Origin of the sequence: Streptomyces sp. NPDC006197 (genome assembly GCF_040613865.1) — a bacterium.
GTDB lineage: Bacteria > Actinomycetota > Actinomycetes > Streptomycetales > Streptomycetaceae > Streptomyces.
The window spans coordinates 1-22,365 of the sequence record NZ_JBEXSZ010000039.1; the positions used below are offsets into that span (position 1 = coordinate 1).

Consider the following 22,365-nt stretch of genomic DNA (forward strand, 5'->3'; position numbering starts at 1 on the left):
TCGCTGAAGGAACCAGGATCGAGCAGCAGCTCGATGCGCTCACGCGCCGTCAGCTTGCCCTTCGCGTGCTGCGCCTCGGTCGCGCGCTCACTCGGGCCACGCAGCGCCTGCTCGCGCAGGACGTGCAGCTCGGCCACTCGGCCACGGGCGTCAGCGGGCTCGCTCGGGATCTGGTCCACAACGGTCATGTACCGACCCTACGAAGTCGCACAAGAAAACCCCGCCGTCGACTCCGTACAGTCTCGCGTGTCGAATCCTGGTGGGGCCGGACAGAACTCACACCCGTCCGGCCCGAGTCAACAGCCAGGTACCCCTCGTGTTTGTAGGGGTCCCACATAGACCTAGAGCAGAACCTCGCAACCATGGGTCGCACCCCCGGTGCCCGGGGTGATCCGCAGCCGCAGCGAGGACCCGGTGGCGAGGACCTCCACCGAGGGGTCGTGGCGGACCACCCGGCGGACCGGACGGTTCCACACCAGCTCCAGCGGCTGCCCCGTGCGCAGCGGCTCGGAGACCCTCAGGTCCAGGACGGAGCGGCGGCGCCGGACGAGGACGCTCGCGGGAGCGGTGACCGTGAGCGGTCCCACCGTACCGGCCTGCCAGAGGTTCGCGGCGGTCAGCCCGAGCGACGGGACGGCGATCGCCTGCCGCTCGGCGGTGTTGTCGAGAACGTGCAGCCAGTCGGGGTCGGCGGCGCGGGCGGCGAGCGTCCGCGGGGAGGCACCCGGCATCAGGAGGTACACGTACGAGGCGGCGACCGGGTCGGCGCCGTGGTCCAGCCAGAGGGTCTGGTAGCGGCGGGTCCGGCGCTCGGTGGAGCTGGTGGTGTTGATGTCGCTCCAGGCGCCGGTGCGGTCCTCGCGCAGGGTGCGCAGGTTCTCGGCCCCCTGTGGGAAGACCCAGCCGCCGTGGCCGTCCAGGTGCGCCCAGCCGTCGCCGGTGGTGAGCTCCGCCGCTCCGTTCTCGCCCAGGTTGCGGTTGTCGACGACCGTCTCGACGGGCACGCCGTCGGTCGCGGTGATCCCGGCGCCCAGGCAGACGACCGCGTCCGCCGCGCAGAACCAGGACTTGCGGGCCTCCAGGGTGGAGCCGAGGCCCTTGAGGTGCTGGCCGACGGCCGCGTACTCGCCGTCGGTGGTCCCGCCGACCCAGCGGACGGCGGGCCGGGGGGCGCCCCACTCGCCGCCCGCCCGGTCGGCGAGCCGCTTGGTGGAGACGGTGGTGCCGGGGAGGCGGTACGGGTCGACGGTGGGCCAGAACCAGTCGGTGTACTGGTCGCCGAGGTCCGGGGTCCACCAGGAGAGCATCCCGGCGCCGGTGTGCCAGCCGCGCGGGTTCTCGCCGTTCCCGCACTCGTAGTACGTGATCCGGTTCGAGGCCATGGAGAGGTTGGCGGCCCAGCCGGGGCGGCGGTGGACGGCCCGGTCCATGGCGGGGAAGAGCCGGTGGCCGGTGGGTTCGGGGGCGGCCGGGACGGGGGCCGCGGCCACGGCGTGCAGCCGGGCGAGGTCGGCGACGCCGAACTGGCGGGCGGCGAGGATCGGGGAGACCGTGTCGCGCTCGATCCACCCCTTCACGCGCGCGTGCCACCGGTCCCGCTCGGCGGCGGACGCCCCGCCCGCGAGGAGGGCGATGGCCGCGATGACGCCCTGGCCGTGGAAGTGGTCGGAGCGCATGATCCGCCGGTCGTCGTTCCTGAGGTATCCGCGGCTGATGGCGCGCCCGTTGACGCTGTCCATCATCAGGCCGTCGTAGATGAAGGGCGCGTAGGCCTTCTCGACGCTGTCGAGGACGATCTGCCGGTTCGGGTCGGTGACGGCCCAGCTGGAGCCGGCGAGGAGGGTGAAGAGCCGGCCGAGGCCGTCGAGCATGACCTGCCCGTAGGTGCCGGAGTAGGCGACCCAGGTGTGCTGGACGAAGGAGCCGTCGGCGTAGAGGCCGTCGCCCTGGGTGACGTACGGGAAGACGGGCGAGAGGGCGTCGCGGGCGAGGGCTATCTTGGCGGGGTTCGCGCCGAGGACGCCCCGCAGGGCGACCGAGCGGCAGAGGTCGACGCGGTTGGCGCCGGTGGAGGTGCCGGTGTAGCTCCGCAGGACCGAGTCGGGCACGAAGTGGTCGACGGCGGCGCAGGCGGCGGCGACGCGCTCGGCGCCGAGGCGGGGGTGGAGCGCGGCCACGATGTCCATGAGGAGGCGGGGGCTGCCGATCTGCCACTCCCACCAGTTGCCGTAGCGCGGGGCGCCCGCCCGGTAGACCGTGGCGGAGAGGTGGTCGAGGCCGCGCAGCACGTCGGCGAGCAGGCTCTCGTCGCCGGTGAGGCCGGTGCCGGGCTGGACGTACGCCTGGGTCATGGTCCACAGGCGGCCGTAGCTCTGGGAGATGCCGGCCGGCGGGTCGAAGGGGGCGTCGGGCCAGAGCGAGGCGGTCGTGGCGGACATGCCCGCGCGGAAGGCACGCGCGAGCGTGCCCGTCTCGGCGAGCCGGCCGGCGTAGGGCTCGGCCCCGGCGTCGAAGCCGGAGCCGAGCTGGAGGTCGAGCCAGCGGAGCCGCAGGGTCTCGAACTCGTCGGCCGGGTCGGCCGCGTGGGCGGTGGTGGGGACCAGCGCGAGGGCGGCCGCGGCGGCCGTGGTGCTCAGGAAGGTGCGGCGGGACCAGAGGGGCAGGGACACGGGAGCCTCCCGGGGGAAGTGGTGGAGACCGGTCGGCGCCCGGTGTAACACCCTGTTTCCGACGCAATCAATGAGCACGGCAGCACCTGGGGGCAAGCGCTTGCTGTCCGTCAGCTCCCGCAGTGGAAGCGGGCGCTCCCCCAGTCCGCATGGTCGTTGCCGTTCCCGTCGCCGCCGTCGCCGACCACCAGGTCGACGTAGGAGGCGCCGGTGACGTCGGCGGTGAGCGACCAGGCCGGGTCGGCGGCCCTGAGGACCGGGGACTTCGCCTTCTCCGCGCCGTCCGCGAGCACGCTGAACTGGACGCTGCCGCGGGTGGTCTGGACGTCGTCCACGCCGACCTCGGCGGTGAGCGAGGTGCACCGGCCGCCGAGGTAGTAGCGGACCTTCGCCGGGGCGTGGGTGCCCAGGCCCTTGGCGTACGTCACTCCGCCGATCCGCAGCGGGGAGCCGTCGCCGGCGCCGGTCTCGCCGTTGGAGAGGTCGCGCTCGACGGGTCCCCAGCCGTTGGCGGCCGAGGTCCAGTCGAGGTCGCTCGCCCAGCTGTCGGCGGTGGGCGGCGGGGGCAGGGTGCGGACGGTGGTGGCGGCGGTGAGCTTCCGGGGCCCGCCGTCCACGCCGTACGCGACGGAGGCGCCCAGCGGGTACGGCCGGTAGGCCGCGTCCACCGGCGGGGTCACCTGCCAGGTGGCGGTGGCCTGCGCGCCCGGGGCGACCGTGCCGAGGGCGACGGGCGCGGCGGGTTCGGCGGTCCAGCCCTCGGGGAGGGTCAGGACGGCCTGGGCGCCGGTGGCGTCGGCGGCCTCGTCGTTGGCGAAGGTGGCCGTGACCCGGTTCGGCCGGCCGGGCTCCAGGGTCTCGGGCGCGGTGACGGTGAGCGTGCCGCAGGCGGCACGCTCGGCGGCCGGGCCGAGGTCGGTGACGGTGAAGCCGTCGAGGACGAAGTCGGCACCGTCCGGGGCGTCCCCGCGCTTGCGCAGGCCGGTCCAGGTGTCGCCGCAGCCGGCGGTGACGGTCTCGGCGAAGTGCCCGGTGGTCCTCTGCTGCCCGAGGGGCGAGCGGCGGGTCTCCACGGAGGTGCCGTTCACGCGGTCGTAGCCGGTGACCCACTCGTACGCGCCCGCGTGGCTGGACTGGTAGTCGTACTCCACGCGGTAGCTGTGACCGTCCTCCATGGGGACGGTCCAGGGCGCGGTCCGGTAGACGAGTCCGCTGTTCTCGTCGTGGGACTTGAGGCTCTCGGCGCCGCCGATGACGTCGTCGATCGCCTTTCCGTTCCAGCCTGCCTGGGTGTACGGGGCGTGCAGCTGGGCGATGTGGGTGCGGGGGTCGGTCGTGCCGCCGGCGTCGCCCTTGAGGAAGGGGCCCCAGCCCTGGTCGACGGCCTCGAAGTCCTCGTACGCGACCGTGCCGGCCTTCGTCGCCGGGGCGTTGGCGACGATCCGCACGTCGTCGATCCGGACGCTCGCCGCGCTGCCGCTCGCGGCCTGGACGCGCAGCGGGACGGAGCCGTCGGCGGGGGCGGTGAAGGTGACCTTGGCGCGCTGGAAGCGGGTGCCGTTCCAGTCGGAGGCGGCGACCCGGTCCTCCAGTGCGGAGCGCTCGACGGTGACCGCCCGGCCGCCGGCGGACAGGGTGGTGGGGCGGGTCTTCCCGGGCTCGACCTCGATGAGGGCGGAGGCGGTGTACCGCTTGCCGGGGGTGAGGCCGGTGATCTGCTGCCGGACGGAGGCGGTGGCGGTGCCGCTGAGCCTCGCGCTGTTGCGGCCCTGGTCGTCGGTGTCGCGGGCGACGGTGCCGGCCTTGGTCCAGGCGCCGAGCCCGGCGTCGTTGAAGCCGGGGTCCTTCACCGGGGTGCCCTGGCCCCACTGCGGGGCGGTCTGGGCGGGGGCGCTGTCGGGGTAGAGGACGTAGGGCTGTCCGGCGGCGGCGTCGAGGGTGATCCGTCCGCCGGAGGGGCGCACGGTGGCGGTCTTCACGCGTCCGTTGTCGGTGAGCTTGTACACGGTGTACGCGCGCGTGCCGCCGGGGACGGCCCAGCTGGTCGTCCCGCCGGTCCTGTTGTAGTGGTAGAGCTTCTTGCCGCCGTCCCAGGGGAGCAGGTAGCTCTCGCCGTCGAGGACCTTGCGGCCGTTCTCGTAGAAGGTGCGGCGGCCGTTCTCGACGGTGCCGCGGACGCCTCCGGTGAAGGTGATGTCGTCGCCGTTCCAGCGGGTGATCTTCTGCTGCTGGAGGTACTTGGCGGGCAGGTTCCGCTGCCAGATGTTGGCGGAGAAGGCGTTCCAGTCGGTCTCGCCGGTCCAGCCCTCGAAGTCGACGAGGGCGGTCTGGCCGAGGACCGGGTGGTTGTTCCAGACGTCCTTCTCTCCGTTGCGGATGAAGCGGATGATCTGCGAGTTGAGGCCCTTGTTGGTCGCGCCGCCGTAGTCGAGGTCGTTGGCCCAGTGGGACCAGAGGGAGGCCCGCTCGAACTTCTCGGACCACTCGGTGGCGACGTTCCAGCCCTGGGCCCGGACGGCCTGCATCGTCTTGTCGGCGATCCAGCCATGCGTGTAGTAGACGTCGATGTAGAGCATCGACAGGTTGGGGTCGGTCTCGTCGCGGAGCTCCTTGAAGCGGCGGGCGAGGTCGCCGCTGTTCACGTCCCGGCGCTGGTCGATGTAGTAGCTCTGGTTGAGCCAGTTCCAGCCAGGTTTCGTCTTGTCGACGAGGGTCTCGCTGAAGTGGTGGGCCTCGGGGTACGACTCGGTGGCGTTGACGTGGACGCCGAAGCCGGCGCCCCACTTCTTGCCCTCGCGCAGGAGGGTGTTGAGGTCGGCGAGGCCGCCGGCCCGCTTGTTGTAGTTGCCGCCGTAGTCGGGGTGGGCGGAGTCGTGGCCCTCGGAGCCGTACCCCTTGAGCAGCGCGAACTGGCCGAGTCCGTCGGTGGAGAGCGAGATCCGCTTGACGTCGTCGAGGGTGCGCAGGAAGGGGTGGGTGGCCTGGGAGGCGAAGTTGAAGGGGATGTGGGCGACGACCCGGTTCGGCGTCCGGTCGCTGCCGGGGGCCTTGATCCCGATCGTGCGGAAGGCGACGGCGCCGTCCTGCCAGTCGGTGGTGCCGTCGCCGTTGGCGTCGGGGGTGACGACGACCTTCGCCCAGGGCAGGTCGTCGCCGGTCTCGGGCTGCGGGGCGCCGGCGCCGCGGTAGGTCCACTGGCCGGACCAGACTCCGACGCGGGTCTCCGTGCCGCTCCTGCGGGCCTGGTGCCAGAAGCGGGCGCCGTCGCGGGCGGAGGCGCCGGAGGGCTTGTCGTAGCTGGAGTTGGACTCGACGGCGGCGGCCAGCCGGCCGGTGTTGACGATCGCGTAGCTCGCGCCGACCGGGGCGGTGTCGGCGGCGGTGGCGTCGGTGACCTTCGCGAAGACGTCGGCGGTGCGGGTGGAGTCCGGGTCGAGGCGGGTGAAGGCGGTCGCGGCGCCGGTGTCCGAGGAGCCGACGGAGACCAGGTCGTGGCCGGGGATGTCGATCGTGCCGACGCGGAAGGTCTCGGTGTCGCGGACGGCGGTCACCTTGAAGGTGGTGGTCCGGTCGTCGACGCCGAGGCGGGCGTCGATCTCGACGCCGGGCAGGTCGGGGAAGACGAGGGTGTACGCGGCGGACGCGGCGGTCAGGACGGGGGCGCCCTTGGCCTGGACGGCGTGGGCGGTGCCGTTGAGCACGATCTGCGTCACCGGGGCCGTACTCCCGAGGAGGCGGGCTCCGCTCGCCCGGTCGGTGTACGACAGGACGCGGGGGAAGTCCTCGGCGACGGCGACGGAGAGCCGGTCGGAGCCGATGACGGCGCCGGTGGCTGTGGCGGCGGTCTCTTCTTCGGCGAGGGCGGGTCCGGACAGGGCGAACACGGTGGCCGACGCGGCGGCGAGCGCGCAGACCGCACGGATTCTTCGCGGGCTTCGCGGGCTTCGCGAGTGAGGGAGGGACATGCGCACTAGTTGGCCCCGCCCCGGCAGCACCGTCAACGAGATCGTGCCGCGCGGGCCCCTCCAGTCCAAGAACCCCCTCCGGTTAGTCCAAGTGACCGCCGGAGGGGGCGCTTTGGCAGCGGTACGGGTCAGCAGCCGCCGCAGTTGTAGAAGGTCACGTCCCAGTGGTTGCCCTCGTCGGCGTAGACGTTGCCCGCGCCGGACTTCCACTGCGGGGCTCCGTCGCCGCGCAGCCCGATGTAGGTGAAGGTGTTCTTGATGTAGCTCCCGAGGCAGGTGTACTTGCTGAAGTCCAGCTTGTAGCCGTTCCAGTGCGAGTACGTGCCGCTCGCGTGGCCGACCTCGGTGCCGCCGGTGATGTTGAGGGCGCAGCCGCTGGCGCTCTTGAGGGTCTGGGCGCCCTGGGCGGTGGCGAGGTTGAGCTGCTCGAAGGACGTGCAGGTGGAGTTGTAGCGGTCCGAGCAGTTGCCGGACGAGGACCAGGTGATCCCGGAGGAGCGGAACATCGAGGTCGCGGTGGAGTGGCTGATCTTGGTGACGGCGTGGGCGTCGGTGGCGGTGGTGAGGGCGCCGAAGCCGGGGGCGAAGAGGGCGCCCAGGACGAGGGCGACTGCGGTGAGGACGGAGCGGAGCTTCACGGGGGTTCCTCCTGCGGGTGACCGTGACGACTGGGGACGGCTGTGCAGGTGGTGCTCGTCGCGCAGGGAGATGGTGCCGCAGTTCTACGCGCGTCCGCCAGAGGGCGTCGGTGTCGGTGGGGCGCCGTCCGGATGAACGACTTCCACAGATGTTGAATGTTGAACGGAATGGGGTTACAGTCGTTCTCGTTGAAGGTTCAACAAACACCGACAAGGAGCATGTCATGGGTCTCTTCGGCCGCAAGAACACCGAGTCCGCCGTCGCCACCGCCACCCTCCCCGTGGACCCCGCCCTCGCCGCCCTGACCGGCGACTACACCATCGACCCGGCGCACAGCAGCATCGGCTTCACCGTCCGTCACGCGATGGTCACCAACGTCCGCGGCACCTTCGCCGAGCACGAGGGCGCGCTGAAGCTCGACGGCTCGAACCCGGGCGCCTCCACCGCCTCGATCGACGTCAGGATCGCCTCCATCGACACCGGCATCGGCGACCGCGACGGCCACCTGCGCAGCGGCGACTTCTTCGACGCCGAGCAGTTCCCGCTGATGTCCTTCCGCTCCACGGAGGCGGCGCAGCTGGGCGGCGACAAGTACCGGATCACCGGCGACCTGACCATCAAGGACGTCACCAAGCCGCTCTCCATCGACCTGGAGTTCAACGGCACCGCGACGGACGTCTACGGCAACGAGCGCGTCGGCTTCGAGGGCTCCGCCGAGATCCTCCGCTCCGAGTGGGGCCTGACCTGGAACGCGGCCCTGGAGACCGGCGGCGTCATGGTCAGCGACAAGGTCAAGCTGAACTTCGACATCTCCGCGATCAAGAACGCCGCCTGATCCTTCCGCCGGCCCCGTCCGGCCCCGTCCGGCCCGCCGGACACACGAGCGCGCCCGCCCTCCGCAGCAGCGGAAGGCGGGCGCTCGGCGTTTTCGGGGGCCGGGCCCGTCAGACGGCCTTCGCCGCCTCGACGACGGCCGGGATCAGGCGGTTGTTCTCGGGGGCGCCCGGGCCGGACAGGAAGCCGAAGCGGCGGCGGGCGTAGCTGTAGGCGAGGCCGGTGGCCGGGTCGGCGAAGGCCTGGGAGCCGGGGGCACCGCTGTGGCCGATCGCGGTGGGGCCGAGGGACGGGTGGCGGGTCGCGAGCGGGACGAAGCCGAGGCCGAAGGCGTTCTCCGAGCCCGTGACGAGGTCGGTGCCCTCGGAGTGGATCCGGGCGAACTCGGCCAGGGTCTCGGGGGCGAGCAGCGGGGGCCGGCCGTCGAGCTCGCCGGCGATCGCCGCGTACATCCGGGAGAGGCCGCGGGCGGAGCCGATGCCGCCGCCGGAGAGCGGCGCCTGCGCGCGGACGGCCCGGGAGTTGGCGTACCCGACCATGTCGAACGGCGGATCGGCGTGGAGGTTGAACGCGATCGCCGTCAGGCTGTCCGGGGCGACCGGGTTCGCGTCGAGGAACGCCTGCTCGGCGGGGGTGGGCCGGGCCGGCAGGGCCGTACGGAAGCGGGGTTCGAGCTCCTCAGGCAGGCCGAGGTAGTAGTCGAGGGCGTACGGGGCGCGGACCCGCTCCTCGAACAGTTCCCGGATCGTCCGGCCGGTGGCCCGGAGCACCACCTCGCCGACCAGGGCGCCGATGGCCAGGGCGTGGTAGCCGTGGCCGGTGTCCGGCTCCCAGAAGGGGCGCTGGCCGGCGAGGCGCGCGGCGATCAGGCGGTCGTCGGCGAGTTCCTCGGGCGAGAGGCCGCCGTCGGCGCCGATCACCCCGGAGCGGTGGGCGAGCAGCTGCCGCAGGGTGATCTTCCCCTTGCCCTCGGCGGCGAACTCGGGCCACCAGGAGGCGACTTCGCGGTCCAGTTCGAGGACGCCGTCCTGGACGAGGAGGGCGGCGACCAGGGCCATGGCGCCCTTGGAGGAGGAGTAGAGCCCGAGCAGGGAATCGCCGTCGACGCCGTCACCACCCCAGAGGTCGACGACGAGCCGGCCGTGGTGGTGGACGGCGAGCTGGGCGCCGCCGTCCCGCGCCTCGTCCGCGGCGATCCCCGCGAACACCTCCCGCACGGACTCGAATCCGGGCTCCACCGTGCCGTGGACGTCGGCCATGGTCGCTCTCCCCTTTGCGTGTCGCTGTCGCGGTCGAACAACAGAACGACCAGGGGAGCGTTTTCCTTCCCGCGCGGGGGAGTTCGGCTCGATTCCGCCCGCCTCTCCGAAGGGCACCCGAACCCGCTGGCCGGCGCCGTTGTCAGTGGTGGCCGTTAGCGTCGTCGGCATGGAACTCCGCATCGACAGCGCCGTGTTGTCCGACGCCGTGGCCTGGGCCGCGCGCGTCCTGCCGACCCGCTCCCCCCTGCCCGTCCTCGGCGGCCTGCTCCTGGAGGCGGCGGACGGCCGGCTGCGCGTCTCGGGCCTGGACCACGAGGCCTCGGCCCGCGTCGAGATCGAGGCCGACACGGTCGTCGAGGGCCGGGCCCTGGTCCTCGGCCGGCGTCTGCTCGACATCTGCAAGGTGCTCCCCCGGGGCGCCACCGAGCTCGCCGTGGAGGGCGCCCGACTCTCGGTGACCTCGGGCGACGCCCGCTTCGGCCTCTCCCTGCTGCCGCTCGACGACTACCCCGCCGCGCCCGCGCTGCCCGAGGTGCGCGGGCTGGTGGACGGGGACGCCTTCGCCGCGGCGGTCGGCCAGGTCGCCGTGGCCGCGGGCCGGGACGACTCGCTGCCCGTCCTCACCGGGATACGGCTGGCCCTGGACGGCACCACGATGACGCTGGCCGCCACCGACCGCTACCGGTACGCGGTCCGCACCCTGGAGTGGAAGCCGGAGGCCGGTGCCGACGCGGAGGGCGCGGACGTGGTCGTCCCGGCCCGTCGCCTCACCGAGATCGCCCGCTCCCTCGCGGGCGCGGGCCCGGCCCGCCTCGCCCTCGACTCCGGCTCCCTCGGCTTCGAGAGCGCCGGCACCCGCACCACCACCCGCCTGCTCGACGGCCGGCTCCCCCACCACGACAAGCTCTTCGCCCTCGGCGAGCACGCCCTCGCGGTCACCGAGCGGGCCCCGCTGACCGAGGCCGTCAAGCGGGTCGCGGTCGTCGCGGAGGGCGACAGCCCGGTCCAGCTGGCCTTCTCCCCCACCGCCCTCCACCTCCAGGCGGGCTACGAGGACGACGTGGCCTCCCAGCGCCTCCCCGCCGCCCTCACGGGCGCGGAGTCCCTGACGGTCGCCTTCAACCCGGGCTACCTCCTGGACGCGCTGAACTCCCTGGACGCCCCCGAGGTCCACTTCCACCTCCTGGGCCCGGGCCAGCGCGCCCTGCTCACCGACGGCCCGCAAGCGACCCACCGCCACCTGCTGATGTCGGTGAAGCCGCTGGTCTAGCGGCCGTCCGGCAGCTCCAGCGCCTCCACAACCGGCGTGCCGGAGCAGGCTGTTGGGGCTATCCTGAGCGCCGCAGCGCACAGTGCCACAAAGTTCATACGCCGACATCATCAGGGGGATTCTTGTCGACGCACGCGGCGACAACGCCGACCGAGCAGGTGCCCTTCGTACTGGTCGCCGGCTTCGCCGGTTCGGGGAAATCGGAGGCGGGAAAGCTCCTCTCTCTGGCCACCGGCTGGTCGCTTCTCGACAAGGACACCCTGACGCGCCCCCTCACGGAATCCTTGCTGTCGGCCCTCGGCGGGGACCCCGACGACCGACAGACGCCTCTGTACGGGGAGCAGGTGCGCCCACTCGAGTACGACTGTCTGATGAAGACCTGCTGGGAGAACCTGGAGCACGGCGTCCCGGTCATCGCGGTCGCTCCCTTCCTCAAGGAAGTCGCCGACACGCAGTGGACCGCGCGGCTGCTGCGCCGGTGCAACCGGATCGGCGCAGCAGCCGAGATCCTCTGGGTGGACAGCGACGAGGCTTCGATGCAGGAGCGCCTGACCGCCCGCAACGCCCGGCGGGACACCTGGAAGCTGGCCAACTGGCGCGAGTACCTCGGCACGATCACGCTCGACCATCGCCCGGTGCGGGAGCACCTCCTCATCGACAACCGGGTCACCTCGCCCACACCGCTGGCGGAGCAGGTCGAGGCCGCCGCGCTCACCCTGACCTCTCGCCACGGAAGAGGCCCGGCATGACGACACCCATCGGCGGAGTGCTCCTCTTCGGTCCTCCGGCGGCCGGAAAGGACACCGTCAGCGCCGCACTGCACGCGCTCGACCCGCGGTTCTCCCAGCTGGTGAAGGTGAAGGTCGGCTCGGGGCGCACCGCTGGATACCGCATGGCCTCCGAGGCCCGACTCGCCGAGCTCCGTCGCGCGGGCCGGATCGTCCTGGAGACCGAGCGCTACGGGAACACGTACGCCGTCGACCGTGCCGACCTCGACGCCCTGCGGTCCGCGGGGGGCGTGCCGGTCGTGCACGTCGGCAGTCTCACGCACCTGAGGTCGTTCCTGGGGGCGGTGAACGAGCCGTGGCTGCGCGTCCTGCTGTGGCTGCCCCGGGACGAGTGCGCGCGCAGATCGGCCGGGCGGGGCGACCGGGACACCCATGACCGCCTGGCCGTCTGGGACACGACTCTCGAGGACCTGGCGGCCTCCAACCCGGACGACGCACCCTTCGATCTCCTGCTGCGCACGGATCTACGGCCTCCGGAAAGCACTGCGGCCCTCGTACGGGAGGCTTTCACGGCGCGGCCGACGCGACCGGCGAACGGAAGGGAACTCGTCGACTTCCTCCGCCAGAAGGGGTCGAACGGCGGCTGAGGGGCTGGGGGACCCGGAAGGATCAGGCGGAATCCGTGCACAGGAGTCCCTGGGGGAGAGACTCGTGATCAACAATCTCAGAGCCCTGGCCTCGGCCGTGGGCATGGCGCCCACCGAAACCGACGGCCGGGATCTGCTCGTACGACAGCTCGACGTGGACGGGCCGCTGCATCTGGACCGTGTCTCGGCGGACCGGCTCGAACTGGTCCACGTCGATGCGGCAGGAATCGTGGCGGTCCGCTCGTGCGTCATCGAGGAACTCGTCCTGGACCACTGCGCGGCGGACGCCATCCTCATCACCAACTCGAGGATCGGCCGGCTGACCGTCCGGAACGCCCCGGCCGGTTGCGAGATCTCCCTCATCGATTCGACCGCGGACGTGGTCGACGTGCACTCCTGCGGACCGCTCAAGGTGCACAACGTCCGGGTCGCCGAATCCGTCCAGATCGCCGCTGTGCGCGGAGACGTACGGCTCAGGGGCCTGCGGACGTCGGCACTCTCCCTCCGCAGCCAGGCCACGTCGGGCCGGCGGGGCCGCCCCGACGTCCACCTCGAGAACGTCCGCGTGACGGAGACGCTCGTCTTTGACGACCTGTGGCTCTCCTCGCTCACTCTCCAGGACATCGACGCCGCCTCGCTGGAGCTGCGCCGGGTCCGCCTGGACACTCCGCTGGCCGGCACCGGGGTCCACTGCCGGGACTTCCTGCGCATCAACGGCATGGTGGTGGCCGGCGAGGCCGGTTGTCTGGAGGAAAGCGACGTCCGGGGCATCGTCGAGGTGAAGGGCGTGCGCCGGATCGCCGCGACGGTTCCTCGACAGCGCCCGGCGCAGGGGGAGGCTTCCGTGCCCGACAGCGGCCCCGCGGCCGCCGAACCTCTGGAACTGACGTTCCGGTCGTCCACCGTGCGCCGGGTCCGCGTATCGGCCGAGGACGGAGTGCCGCTCGTCGTCGGCCTGGACAACTCGGTGGTGACCGAGGCCCTGTCCCTGCCGTCGGGCCCCGCCAGATTCCGGCTCGCCGGTGACTCGACCGTCCAGGAAGTCGACCTGGGCAACGCGGTCTTCCGGCGCGCCGCCCATGTCAACGGCTTTCTGGAGCGCATGTTCACACGCGTGACGGCCAACTCGCTCGAGGCAGTGCGGGCGACACTGGCACGTCAGCGCCGCACCGCCGAGGCGGACGAGCTGTACTACCGGATCCGCCAGCGCGAAACATCCCAGGCCCCGTTGCTCCAGCGGCTGGTGGGGCACGGTCTTCTCGGAGGTGTCTTCGGCTGGGGCGTCCGCGCGCGCAACCCCGCCCGAGCCCTCGTACTCGGCGTCCTCGCCACCGCCGTGGGCCTGCGCCTGACGGATGCGCCACCGGGCCTGGGGTCGGAATCGCTCGTGGACGCCTCGGCGGCCGTGAAGTCACTGGTGATGGCCTGTGCGTTGTGGCTCAACGTCGGCGTGGGCGCCCCGTCCGAGGTCGAGACCTATGCGTGGACGGCGACGGCGGTGTGCTTCACCATCGGCGGGCTGGTCTTCTCGACGCTGACGGTCGGCATCGTGATCCGCAAGCTGGTCCGGTAGTACGTGCTCAGGCCCGCCCCTCAGTGCCCGGCTCCTCGCAAGGACCTCAACGCCTCGGCGAGATCGACCGGCCGGTCCGATTCCGGCCTCCACCGCTCCAGCGTCTCCGCTGCCGCTCGTACGGTCCCGGCGGGCAGCCCGGCCTCGGCAAGGAGATCCGCCGCGTCCGCCAGGTCTGGGGCCCAGCGCCAGGCGCGCGCTGCGGTCTTCGGCAGGTAGTCGGTCTCCACGAGGTAGCTGCTCGTGCGCCGTCCCGCGATGCGAAGGAGCTCATCCGTGACGCCGTACGCGTCGGCGGCGCCGTACGCCAGGGCGGCGACCAGGCGGGACGTCTTCTGGTAGGTCGAGTAGACGAGCTTCAGGACGGAAGCCTGGCCGAGCTCCTCCCCCACCACACGCGCCTCGACGTCGGTACCGTCGAAGAGGCCGGCGACCCGCTCCACGGACGCGGCCTGCCCCGAGAGGTAGAGGAGGGGAGACTTGCCGCCCACCGGGGGCGACCCCACGATGGCTCCGTCCACCACGGCCACGGGTGCCAACCGGGCGGCGACCGCCGAGACCCGCTCCGGTGCGAGGGGGTTCGCCTCCACGAACACCGTCCCTTCCGCCGGTCCGTGGCGGGCGACGAGGTCCGCGACCGTTTCGGCTCCTCCCGGCGCGCAGAGGGACAGGATGACGTCGGCCCGGCGTACCGCCTCCACGAGCGGCACCCCCTCCAGACCCGCCTCGTCCGCACGGCGCCGCGTGGCATCGCTGCGGCCTTCAGGGCACCAGAGCACGGTGATCCCTCGCGAGCGCAGCTGGGCTCCGACGGCCGCCCCCATGCTGCCGGGGTGTAGCAGTGTGACGACGGGCGTCATCGTGATCTCCCATGTCCGGACGTACGAGTGTGTGGTGGGCGGGGTCCCGAGGCCGGCCGGTCAGACGACCACGGCGACCTTGAGTCTTCCGGGTACGCGCCGTGCATACAGCTCGTACGCGTCGGGGGCCGCCTCGAAGGGGATCTCGTGGGTGATCAGCCGGGCCAGGAAGTCCGTGTGGATCTCCACCAGGGCCCTGGCCTTGGTGAGGTATTCGCGCCACGGCGGACCGACCGAGCTGACGAGCGCGACGTTCCTCCGAAAGGCCTCTTCCAGCGGGAGGGTCGCGCCGGGTCCCGGCACTCCCATCACCAGCACCGTGCCCCGCTGCCTGACGAGCCGGATCGCGTCGGAGACGGTGTCCTGCCCGTGCCCCACGATCTCGACGACGATGTCCGGGGGCTCGCCCGGATCGGCCGCGGACAGGTCGCCCGCCATGGCCTCGAAGTGGCGCTGCGAGCCCCAGGTGGCGGCCTCCGGTTCAGGGACGGGGTCGACGGTGGACACCTCGGCGCCCCGCAGTCTCAGCAGCCAGGCGGTCAGATGGCCAAGCGCCCCGAAACCGATGATCAGGACCTTCTTTCCGGACACGTCCCCGAGGCGCTCTACGGCGTAGACGACGGTGCAGAGCGGTTGGGTGATCGCGGCGACGGCCGGTGGCACGCCGTCCGGGACGACCACGGCCGCGTCGTCCGACGCCACGAACAGTTCCTGCACTCCCCTGTCGTTGCGCGGGATGCCGACGATCCTGCTGCCGACCGGCAGACGGTCGCTGCGGCTGTGCACCACGCGCCCCACGGCCTCGTGCAGAGGGAACCCGGGATCGGCCGGGAAGCCGGACCACTCGGACCCGTCCCAGCGTGGGATGTCACTGCCGCACACGACTCCGGCTTCGAGGCGTACGAGTGCGGCCCCGGCTTCGAGGTCCTGCGGGCCGGGCGCGTCGAGTGCGACGGCTTCGAACGTCCTCGGGCCGGTCAACCGGTGTGCTCTGTAGGTGGCCATGCGGCCCCTCCCCCTGTGAGCGGCATCGTCTCCGGGAGCCTACCGGCTAGAAGCCGCCGCCCCCGTCGAATCCGCCGCCTCCGCCGAAGTCGCCGCCGCCGCCGAAGTCGCCGCCGCCCCCGAAGTCGCCGCCGCCGAAGTCGCCCGAGCCGAAGTCGCCGCCGCTGAAGTCGCCGCCCTGGAAGTCCCCGAAGTCGTCGCCGCCGTACTCGGAGGCGTACGCCGGGGTGGCGAGCATGGAGCCGAGCATGGTGCCCACGAGGAGGCCTGGGAGCATGCCGCCGCCGAAGTAGCCGCCGGCCCAGGGGCCGTAGGCGGGGCCCGCCTCCCAGTAGGGGCGGCGGCCGGTGTCGGTGTCGACGGTGCGGGCCACGGGGTCGAGGCCGTCGTCGAGGCGGGCCGCGTCGGCGGCGCAGACCGGGACCTGGCGGGGTGCGCCGCCGGGCGGGATCCAGGTCCGGTCCTCGGCGGCGGGGCCGTGGCGGGGGTCGAAGAAGCACGGGGGCCGGCGCTCGGGGAGCGGGCGGGACTCACGGCGGGCGGCCAGGACGGCGAGGGAGAAGCGGCCCTCCTCCAGGGCCTGGGTGACGCCGCGGACGTCGTGCGGGCGGGCGGCCGAGGCCATGAGGGACTTGGCCCTGTCGTACGAGTCGAGGGCGCGCTCGTAGTCGCCGCGCATGGCGTCGTCGGCGCCGCGCTCGGCGGGGTGGAAGTCGAGGCGATCGAGTTCCTCGCCGAAGGCGGTGATGTCCTCGTCGACGACGACCCGGAGCCGGTCGAGGGCGGCGCGCTCCTCGGCCTCCTTGCGGAGCCGCTTGCGGCGGACGACGGCGTAGGCGCCCGCGCCGCCCGCGACGACGACCGCGCCGAGGACGGCGAGCCCGGCGACGGGGACTCCGGAGTCCGTGCCGACGGCGCCCCAGGAGGAGGGGGCGGAGCCGCGGAGGGCGGGCAGGGCCTGGTCGACGAAGTCGTTCAGCTCGGCGGCCGCGTCGACGCCGGGCTGCCGTACGGAGGTGACGAGGTTGTCCACGGCGTCGCGGGACATGACCGCGTGGTCGGCGCGGGCGTCGAAGCCGTTGCCGAGGCGGATGGCGTACAGGCCGGTGATCCCGGTCCGCGTGCGCAGGTTCTGGAAGAGGTTCTCCGGCGGGAACTGCGCGTTCGCGGGGAGGACCGCCACGAAGAGCGGCTTGTCCGCGTCCTTGATCTTCTGCGCGAGGGCCTTCGCGTCGGCCGTGGAGAGCTGGCCGGCGGCGCCCGGGTCGACGTAGACCGGGCCCTGTCTCAGGGCGGCGGCCGCGTCGGACACGCCCGTGGCCCTGGCGCCCGCGGTGGGCGCCAGGACCAGAAGCAGGAGCAGGAGCAGCCCGCCGAGGGCCGATCCCGTGGACATCGCCCTGGTCCTCATGGTTCGACGCTACCCGAACCGGACCCAAGGGGATATATGGGGACTATTCTGCGGGATCGACCCCCGCGCGCAGCAGTCCGTACGTGAAGGCGTCCTCCAGGGCCTGCCAGGACGCGGCGATGACGTTCTCGCCGACGCCGACCGTGGACCACTCGCCGTTGCCGTCGCTGGTGGTGATCAGGACGCGGGTCGTGGACTCGGTGCCGTGGCGGCCCTCCAGGATGCGGACCTTGTAGTCGACCAGCTCGAACTTGGCGAGCTGCGGGTAGATCCGCTCCAGGCCGATCCGGATCGCCTTGTCGAGGGCGTTGACCGGGCCGTTGCCCTCGGCCGTGGCGACGATCCGCTCGCCCTTGGCCCAGAGCTTCACGGTCGCCTCGTTGGCGTGGGTGCCGTCGGGGCGGTCCTCGACGATCGCGCGCCAGGACTCCGTACGGAAGTAGCGGCGGGCCCGGCCCTCGGCCTCCTCGCGGAGCAGCAGCTCGAAGGAGGCGTCGGCGGCCTCGTACGTGTAGCCCTTGAGCTCGCGCTCCTTGACGCGCTCGACGACGCGGCCGACGAGCTCGCGGTCGCCGCCCAGGTCGACGCCGAGCTCCTTGCCCTTGAGCTCGATGGAGGCGCGGCCGGCCATGTCGGAGACGAGCATCCGCATGGTGTTGCCGACCAGCTCGGGGTCGATGTGCTGGTAGAGGTCGGGGTCCACCTTGATCGCGGAGGCGTGCAGTCCGGCCTTGTGGGCGAAGGCGGAGACGCCGACGTACGGCTGGTGGGTGGAGGGCGTGAGGTTGACGACCTCGGCGATGGCGTGCGAGATCCGCGTCATCTCGGCGAGCGCGCCCTCGGGGAGGACCCGCTTGTCGTACTTGAGCTCCAGGGCCGCGACGACGGGGAAGAGGTTGGCGTTGCCGACCCGCTCGCCGTAGCCGTTGGCGGTGCACTGGACGTGGGTGGCGCCCGCGTCGACGGCGGCGAGGGTGTTGGCGACGGCGCAGCCGGTGTCGTCCTGGGCGTGGATGCCGAGGCGGGCGCCGGTGTCGGCGATGACGGTGGCGACGACGGCCTGGACCTGGGCGGGGAGCATGCCGCCGTTGGTGTCGCAGAGGATGACGACGTCGGCGCCGGCCTCGTACGCGGCGCGGACGACGGCCTTGGCGTAGTCCGGGTTCGCCTTGTAGCCGTCGAAGAAGTGCTCGCAGTCGACGAAGACCCTGCGGCCCTGGGAGGTCAGGTGGGAGACGGTGTCGCGGACCATCTCCAGGTTCTCGTCGAGGGTGGTGCGCAGGGCGAGCTCGACGTGCCGGTCGTGCGACTTGGCGACCAGGGTGATCACCGGAGCGCCGGAGTCGAGGAGCGCCTTGACCTGCGGGTCCTCGGCGGCGTTGCCGCCGGCCCTGCGGGTGGCGCCGAAGGCGACGAGCTGCGCGTTCTTGAACGCGATCTCCTGCCGGGCGCGGGCGAAGAACTCCGTGTCGCGCGGGTTGGCGCCGGGCCAGCCGCCCTCGATGAAGCCGACGCCGAACTCGTCGAGGTGCCGGGCGATGGTCAGCTTGTCCGCGACGGTGAGGTTGATGCCTTCACGCTGCGCCCCGTCGCGCAGTGTCGTGTCGAAGACATGGAAACTGTCGTCGAGGCGCGATCCCTCGGCGTTCTCCGTGGTCATGGCTGTGATGGCTCCTGTCGGATGTGGCTCCGGAAGGTATGGATCCACTTGCCCCCATTCTCACGCGTCGTCCGCTTCCGGCGTGGGTGGGGCCGGAAAACGAAAAAACCCCTCGCGGGTGCGAGAGGTCTGCGCGCGGGTCTGGGGCACGGTGTCCACTGCCGCGGGGGTCGTTCCGCGATTCAGCGGCCACTGCGGACCGGCGCGCTGCTGCCGATAATCATCGTGGTAGCAAGCACGCCGGAAGTCTGACACAGGTCCGGTATCAACGGGACGGCGATCTCACGATACGGGCAGTTGATCTCGCGGCCGCTCGGAGCGGGCGGCGCCCACCCGGCCCAGGTCGATGTCCCGGGTCTCCCGCATCGTGAGGTAGACGACCAGGGAGACGGCCGCGCAGCCCGCGACGTACCAGTAGAAGCCCGACTCGACGCCGGCGTCCTTGAACCAGAGCGCCACGTACTCGGCGGTGCCGCCGAAGAGGGCGTTGGCGATGGCATAGGGCAGGGCGACGCCGAGGGCGCGGATGCCGGTCGGGAAGAGCTCGGCCTTCACGCAGGCGTTGATGGAGGTGTAGCCGGTGACGACGACGAGCGCGAGGAGGGAGAGGCCGAGGGCGGGCCAGAAGGAGCCGGCGTGCTTGAGCATCGTGAGGATCGGCACGGTGAGGAGGGTGGAGCCGAGCGCGAAGGTGATGAGGAGCGGGCGGCGCCCGATCCGGTCGGAGAGCCGGCCGGCGAGGGGCTGCAGGCCGGCGAAGACGATCAGGGCGCAGAAGGAGACCAACGTGGCGGTCTGCTTGGGCAGCCCGGCGGAGTTGGACAGGTACTTGGTGAGGTAGGTGGTGTACGTGTAGTAGGCCACGGTCCCGCCCATGGTGAGCGCGATGACGAGGAAGGCCTCGCGCCTGTGCGCCCACAGGGCCTTGAGGGTGCCCTGCTGTCCCCGGGCGACGCCGGAGTCGGCGGTCTCCTCGTACACCTCCGTCTCCAGCATGGTGCGGCGCAGGTAGAAGACGACGGCCGCGCCGAGGGCGCCGACGACGAACGGGATGCGCCAGCCCCAGGCGTGCAGGGCGTCGGCGGACAGGGTGTGCTGGAGGACGAGCAGCAGGCCGAGGCCGAGGATCTGTCCTGCGGTCATCGACACGTACTGGAAGCTGGAGGCGAAGCCGCGGTGCTGCGGCGCGGAGGCCTCGGTGAGGTAGGTGGCGCTGGCCGCGTACTCGCCGCCGACGGAGAGGCCCTGGAGGAGGCGGGCGACGAGGAGGACGGCGGCGCCGCCGTACCCGGCGACGGAGTACGTCGGCGCGATCGCGATCAGTACGGCGGAGGCGGACATCAGCGTCACGGTGAGGGTGAGCGCCGCCTTGCGGCCCTTGCGGTCGCCGACCCGGCCGAGGAGCCAGCCGCCGACGGGGCGCATGAAGAAGCCGACGGCGAAGATGCCGGCGGTGTTCATGAGCTTGGCGGTGTCGTTGCCCTCGGGGAAGAAGGCTCCCGCGAAGTAGGTGGCGAAGCTCGCGTACACGAACCAGTCGAACCACTCGACCATGTTGCCGGCGGAGCCGACCCAGATCTTCTTCCAGTGCTCTCGTCCCATGGGCAGGACCGTGCCGGAGAGCGCGCCGGGTCATCAAGGCCGCAGCGCACAACGATCGGGTGTACTTACGTGCGTTGCGGTCGCGCGAGCAGGTCCTGTTCGATGAACTCCCGTACGTGCGCGATGACTTGCCCCCGTCCCGTGCCCGGGAGGCCGACGGCGACGTGCACGCTGAAGCCGTCGAGCAGGGCCCGCATCCGGGTGGCGAAGCGGTCCGGGTCGATCGCGCGGAACTCCCCCCGCGAGACCCCCTCGGCGAGGATCGCGACCAGGTCCCGGTGCCAGGCCCCCTCGATGGCGGCCTGCCGGGCGCGGGCGTCGGCGTCGGCGTTCTGCGACCGGTTCCAGACCTCCAGCCAGAGGGTCCAGTGCGGGTCGCGGGGCCCGTCGGGCACGTACACGTCGACGTACCCGTCGAGCCGGTCGCGTGCCGTTCCCTGCCGGGACAGCAGGGCGCTGCGCTCGGCCCCGAGCCGCCCCTCGCTCCACTCCAGGGTCTGCAGCAGCAGCTCGTCCTTGGTGCGGAAGTAGTAGAGGAGGTGCCCGCTGCTCATCCCCACCTGCCGTCCGAGCCCGGCCATGGTGAGCCCGTCGAGCCCCCGCTCGGCGATGGTGTCCATGGCCGCGGCGAGCACGTCCTCCCGGGGCGGGGCGGCCTGGTTGCGCCGACGGGGGTGGGAGGGGGTGGGGGTGGGGTTGGGGTTGCTGCTCTGACTCACTCGTACGTTCTACAGGATGCGGCCGTCGGGCCCGCGCCCGAAGGCGTGCAGCATGACGTCGGCGAGGTCGGCCCCGGGCACGGCGGCGCGCAGCTCGGCGAGGACGGGCGGCAGGTGCTCGTCGGCGATGACGCCGAGGTGCTCCTGCCGGAGCCCGCGGATCACGTCGACGACCTCCGGCCGCAGGGTCATCCAGCCGCGGGAGTTGCGTATCTCGGCGTCGACCTGGTCCATGAACCAGCGCATGACGGCGTACGGGATGTCGTGGTCGTCCTTGCCGGGGGTGAGACAGACCGTCGGCTCCCGCCCGGGGTCCTCGTCGGGGACGATCGCGAGGACGAGCGTGCGCTGCCCGCTGACCTGGTCGAGCTCCAGGTACCAGGCGTCGTCGGGCACGGAGTACATCGTGGTGATCGCGTAGTCACCGTCGGGGTGCGGGATGGGCATGGCCGCACGCTCTCACCCGGCGTGCGGCCGCGACCAGCGGTTTTCTCAGACCTTCGGCTGCTGCTGCGTGATGCAGTGGATGCCGCCGCCGCCCGCGAAGATCGTCCGGGCGTCGACCAGGACGACCTCGCGCTCCGGGAAGAGGCGGCGGAAGATCTCGGCGGCCAGTTCGTCGTGGGGGTCGTCGAAGGCGCAGAGGACGACGCCGTCGTTGCACAGGTAGTGGTTGATGTACGAGTAGTCGACCCAGTCGCCCTCCTCGTCCTTGAGGACGGTCGGGGCCGGGACCTCGATGACCTCCAGGGCGCGGCCCTGGGCGTCGGTCTGGCCGCGCAGGATGTTCACGTACATCCGGGAGCGCTCGTAGTCGGGGTGGGCCGGGTCCTGCTGGCTGTGGACGAGGACCGTGCCGGGGCGGGCGAAGGCGGCGACGATGTCGACGTGGCCCTGGGTGCCGTAGAGGCCGTAGTCGCCGGTGAGGCCGTGGGGCAGCCAGATCGCCTTCGTCGTGCCGAGCTTGGCGTGGATCTCCTGCTCGACCTGCTCGCGCGTCCACTCGGGGTTGCGGCCGGAGCCGAGCTGCACGGTGTCGGTGAGGAGGACGGTGCCCTCGCCGTCGACGTGGATCGCGCCGCCCTCGTTGACGAGGGGGGAGGAGAGCACGGGGACCCCCGCGACGTCCGCGACATGGCGGGCGATCTTGGAGTCGTGCTCCCAGCGGGCCCAGTCCTGGGCGCCCCAGCCGTTGAACACCCAGTCCACGGCGGCGAGTTCGGTGCCGTTCGTGACGAAGGTCGGGCCGATGTCCCGCATCCAGGCGTCGTCGAGCTCGCGCTCGACGAGGTCGACGTCCGGGCCGAGGAGGGCCGCGGCCGACTCCGCGTCGCCGGGCGCGACGACCATCGTGACGGGCTCGAAGCGGCGGACGGCGCGGGCGACCGACGCCCAGGCGGTACGGGCCTCGGCGAGCTCCTCCTCGTTGGTGAAGGTGGGGTTGGGGCTGGGCCAGGCCATCCAGGTGCGCTCGTGGGGGGTCCACTCGGCGGGCATGCGGTACGAGGTCATGGGTCGGGT

17 protein-coding genes and 1 pseudogene are annotated in these 22,365 nt (G+C 72.2%); 5 read left to right on the forward strand and 13 right to left on the reverse strand.

Features of this window, described 5'->3' with window-relative positions; all coding sequences use genetic code 11:
• From ABZ318_RS15020 to ABZ318_RS15035, 4 genes and pseudogenes are all read right to left on the reverse strand, one after another.
• Positions 1-188 (reverse strand): annotated as a pseudogene (locus ABZ318_RS15020) (methylmalonyl-CoA carboxyltransferase); the annotation flags it as partial.
• Between the two features lie 153 nt (positions 189-341).
• Positions 342-2,663, reverse strand: a complete 2,322-nt coding sequence (locus tag ABZ318_RS15025) for a polysaccharide lyase 8 family protein (protein WP_356902925.1) — start codon at positions 2,661-2,663, stop codon at positions 342-344.
• A 116-nt stretch (positions 2,664-2,779) separates the two neighbouring features.
• Entirely contained in the window at positions 2,780-6,634 is a 3,855-nt protein-coding gene (locus ABZ318_RS15030) for an endo-alpha-N-acetylgalactosaminidase family protein (RefSeq protein WP_356902885.1), read from the reverse strand.
• Between the two features lie 128 nt (positions 6,635-6,762).
• Positions 6,763-7,272 (reverse strand): hypothetical protein, encoded by a 510-nt coding sequence (locus ABZ318_RS15035; protein WP_356902886.1) that lies wholly within the window; start codon positions 7,270-7,272, stop codon positions 6,763-6,765.
• Positions 7,273-7,496: 224 nt separating this feature from the next.
• Here ABZ318_RS15035 and ABZ318_RS15040 point away from each other — a divergent pair, with 224 nt between their 5' ends.
• Positions 7,497-8,108 (forward strand): YceI family protein, encoded by a 612-nt coding sequence (locus ABZ318_RS15040; RefSeq protein ID WP_356902887.1) that lies wholly within the window; start codon positions 7,497-7,499, stop codon positions 8,106-8,108.
• 109 nt (positions 8,109-8,217) lie between these two features.
• Here the strand turns inward: ABZ318_RS15040 and ABZ318_RS15045 are convergent, their stop codons facing one another.
• Positions 8,218-9,366 carry a serine hydrolase domain-containing protein gene (locus tag ABZ318_RS15045; RefSeq protein WP_356902888.1) on the reverse strand — a complete coding sequence of 383 codons (1,149 nt, stop codon included), beginning with the start codon at positions 9,364-9,366 and terminating at the stop codon, positions 8,218-8,220.
• 169 nt (positions 9,367-9,535) lie between these two features.
• Here ABZ318_RS15045 and dnaN point away from each other — a divergent pair, with 169 nt between their 5' ends.
• From dnaN to ABZ318_RS15065, 4 genes are all read left to right on the forward strand, one after another.
• Positions 9,536-10,639: a DNA polymerase III subunit beta gene (gene dnaN / locus ABZ318_RS15050; protein ID WP_356902889.1), complete on the forward strand. Its 1,104-nt coding sequence runs from the start codon at positions 9,536-9,538 to the stop codon at positions 10,637-10,639.
• A gap of 122 nt (positions 10,640-10,761) precedes the next feature.
• Positions 10,762-11,388, forward strand: coding sequence for an AAA family ATPase (locus tag ABZ318_RS15055; protein WP_356902890.1), 627 nt, complete (start codon positions 10,762-10,764; stop codon positions 11,386-11,388).
• A complete protein-coding gene (locus ABZ318_RS15060) occupies positions 11,385-12,014 on the forward strand; it encodes a guanylate kinase (protein ID WP_356902892.1) in 630 nt (209 codons plus the stop codon). Before ABZ318_RS15055 ends, ABZ318_RS15060 begins: the two co-directional genes overlap by 4 nt.
• Positions 12,015-12,078: 64 nt before the next feature.
• Positions 12,079-13,587, forward strand: coding sequence for a hypothetical protein (locus tag ABZ318_RS15065; protein ID WP_356902893.1), 1,509 nt, complete (start codon positions 12,079-12,081; stop codon positions 13,585-13,587).
• 20 nt (positions 13,588-13,607) lie between these two features.
• Here the strand turns inward: ABZ318_RS15065 and ABZ318_RS15070 are convergent, their stop codons facing one another.
• The 8 genes from ABZ318_RS15070 to ABZ318_RS15105 form a co-directional block, all read right to left on the reverse strand.
• Positions 13,608-14,447 carry a DUF1932 domain-containing protein gene (locus ABZ318_RS15070; protein WP_356902894.1) on the reverse strand — a complete coding sequence of 280 codons (840 nt, stop codon included), beginning with the start codon at positions 14,445-14,447 and terminating at the stop codon, positions 13,608-13,610.
• 60 nt (positions 14,448-14,507) lie between these two features.
• The gene (locus tag ABZ318_RS15075; protein WP_356902895.1) at positions 14,508-15,452 is read right to left on the reverse strand and encodes a zinc-binding dehydrogenase; all 945 of its coding nucleotides are present in this window, start codon (positions 15,450-15,452) and stop codon (positions 14,508-14,510) included.
• A 46-nt stretch (positions 15,453-15,498) separates the two neighbouring features.
• Positions 15,499-16,863 carry a hypothetical protein gene (locus ABZ318_RS15080; protein ID WP_356902896.1) on the reverse strand — a complete coding sequence of 455 codons (1,365 nt, stop codon included), beginning with the start codon at positions 16,861-16,863 and terminating at the stop codon, positions 15,499-15,501.
• A gap of 43 nt (positions 16,864-16,906) precedes the next feature.
• Positions 16,907-18,523, reverse strand: a complete 1,617-nt coding sequence (cimA, locus tag ABZ318_RS15085; RefSeq protein WP_356902897.1) for a citramalate synthase — start codon at positions 18,521-18,523, stop codon at positions 16,907-16,909.
• A gap of 282 nt (positions 18,524-18,805) precedes the next feature.
• Complete coding sequence (locus tag ABZ318_RS15090; protein WP_356902898.1) at positions 18,806-20,125, reverse strand: MFS transporter; 1,320 nt, start codon at positions 20,123-20,125, stop codon at positions 18,806-18,808.
• Between the two features lie 65 nt (positions 20,126-20,190).
• Positions 20,191-20,745, reverse strand: coding sequence for a TetR/AcrR family transcriptional regulator (locus ABZ318_RS15095; RefSeq protein WP_356902926.1), 555 nt, complete (start codon positions 20,743-20,745; stop codon positions 20,191-20,193).
• 108 nt (positions 20,746-20,853) lie between these two features.
• On the reverse strand, positions 20,854-21,291 hold the full coding sequence (locus ABZ318_RS15100; protein ID WP_356902899.1) for a hypothetical protein: 438 nt from the start codon (positions 21,289-21,291) through the stop codon (positions 20,854-20,856).
• Between the two features lie 45 nt (positions 21,292-21,336).
• A complete protein-coding gene (locus tag ABZ318_RS15105; RefSeq protein WP_356902900.1) occupies positions 21,337-22,356 on the reverse strand; it encodes an agmatine deiminase family protein in 1,020 nt (339 codons plus the stop codon).
• Positions 22,357-22,365: the final 9 nt, after the last annotated feature.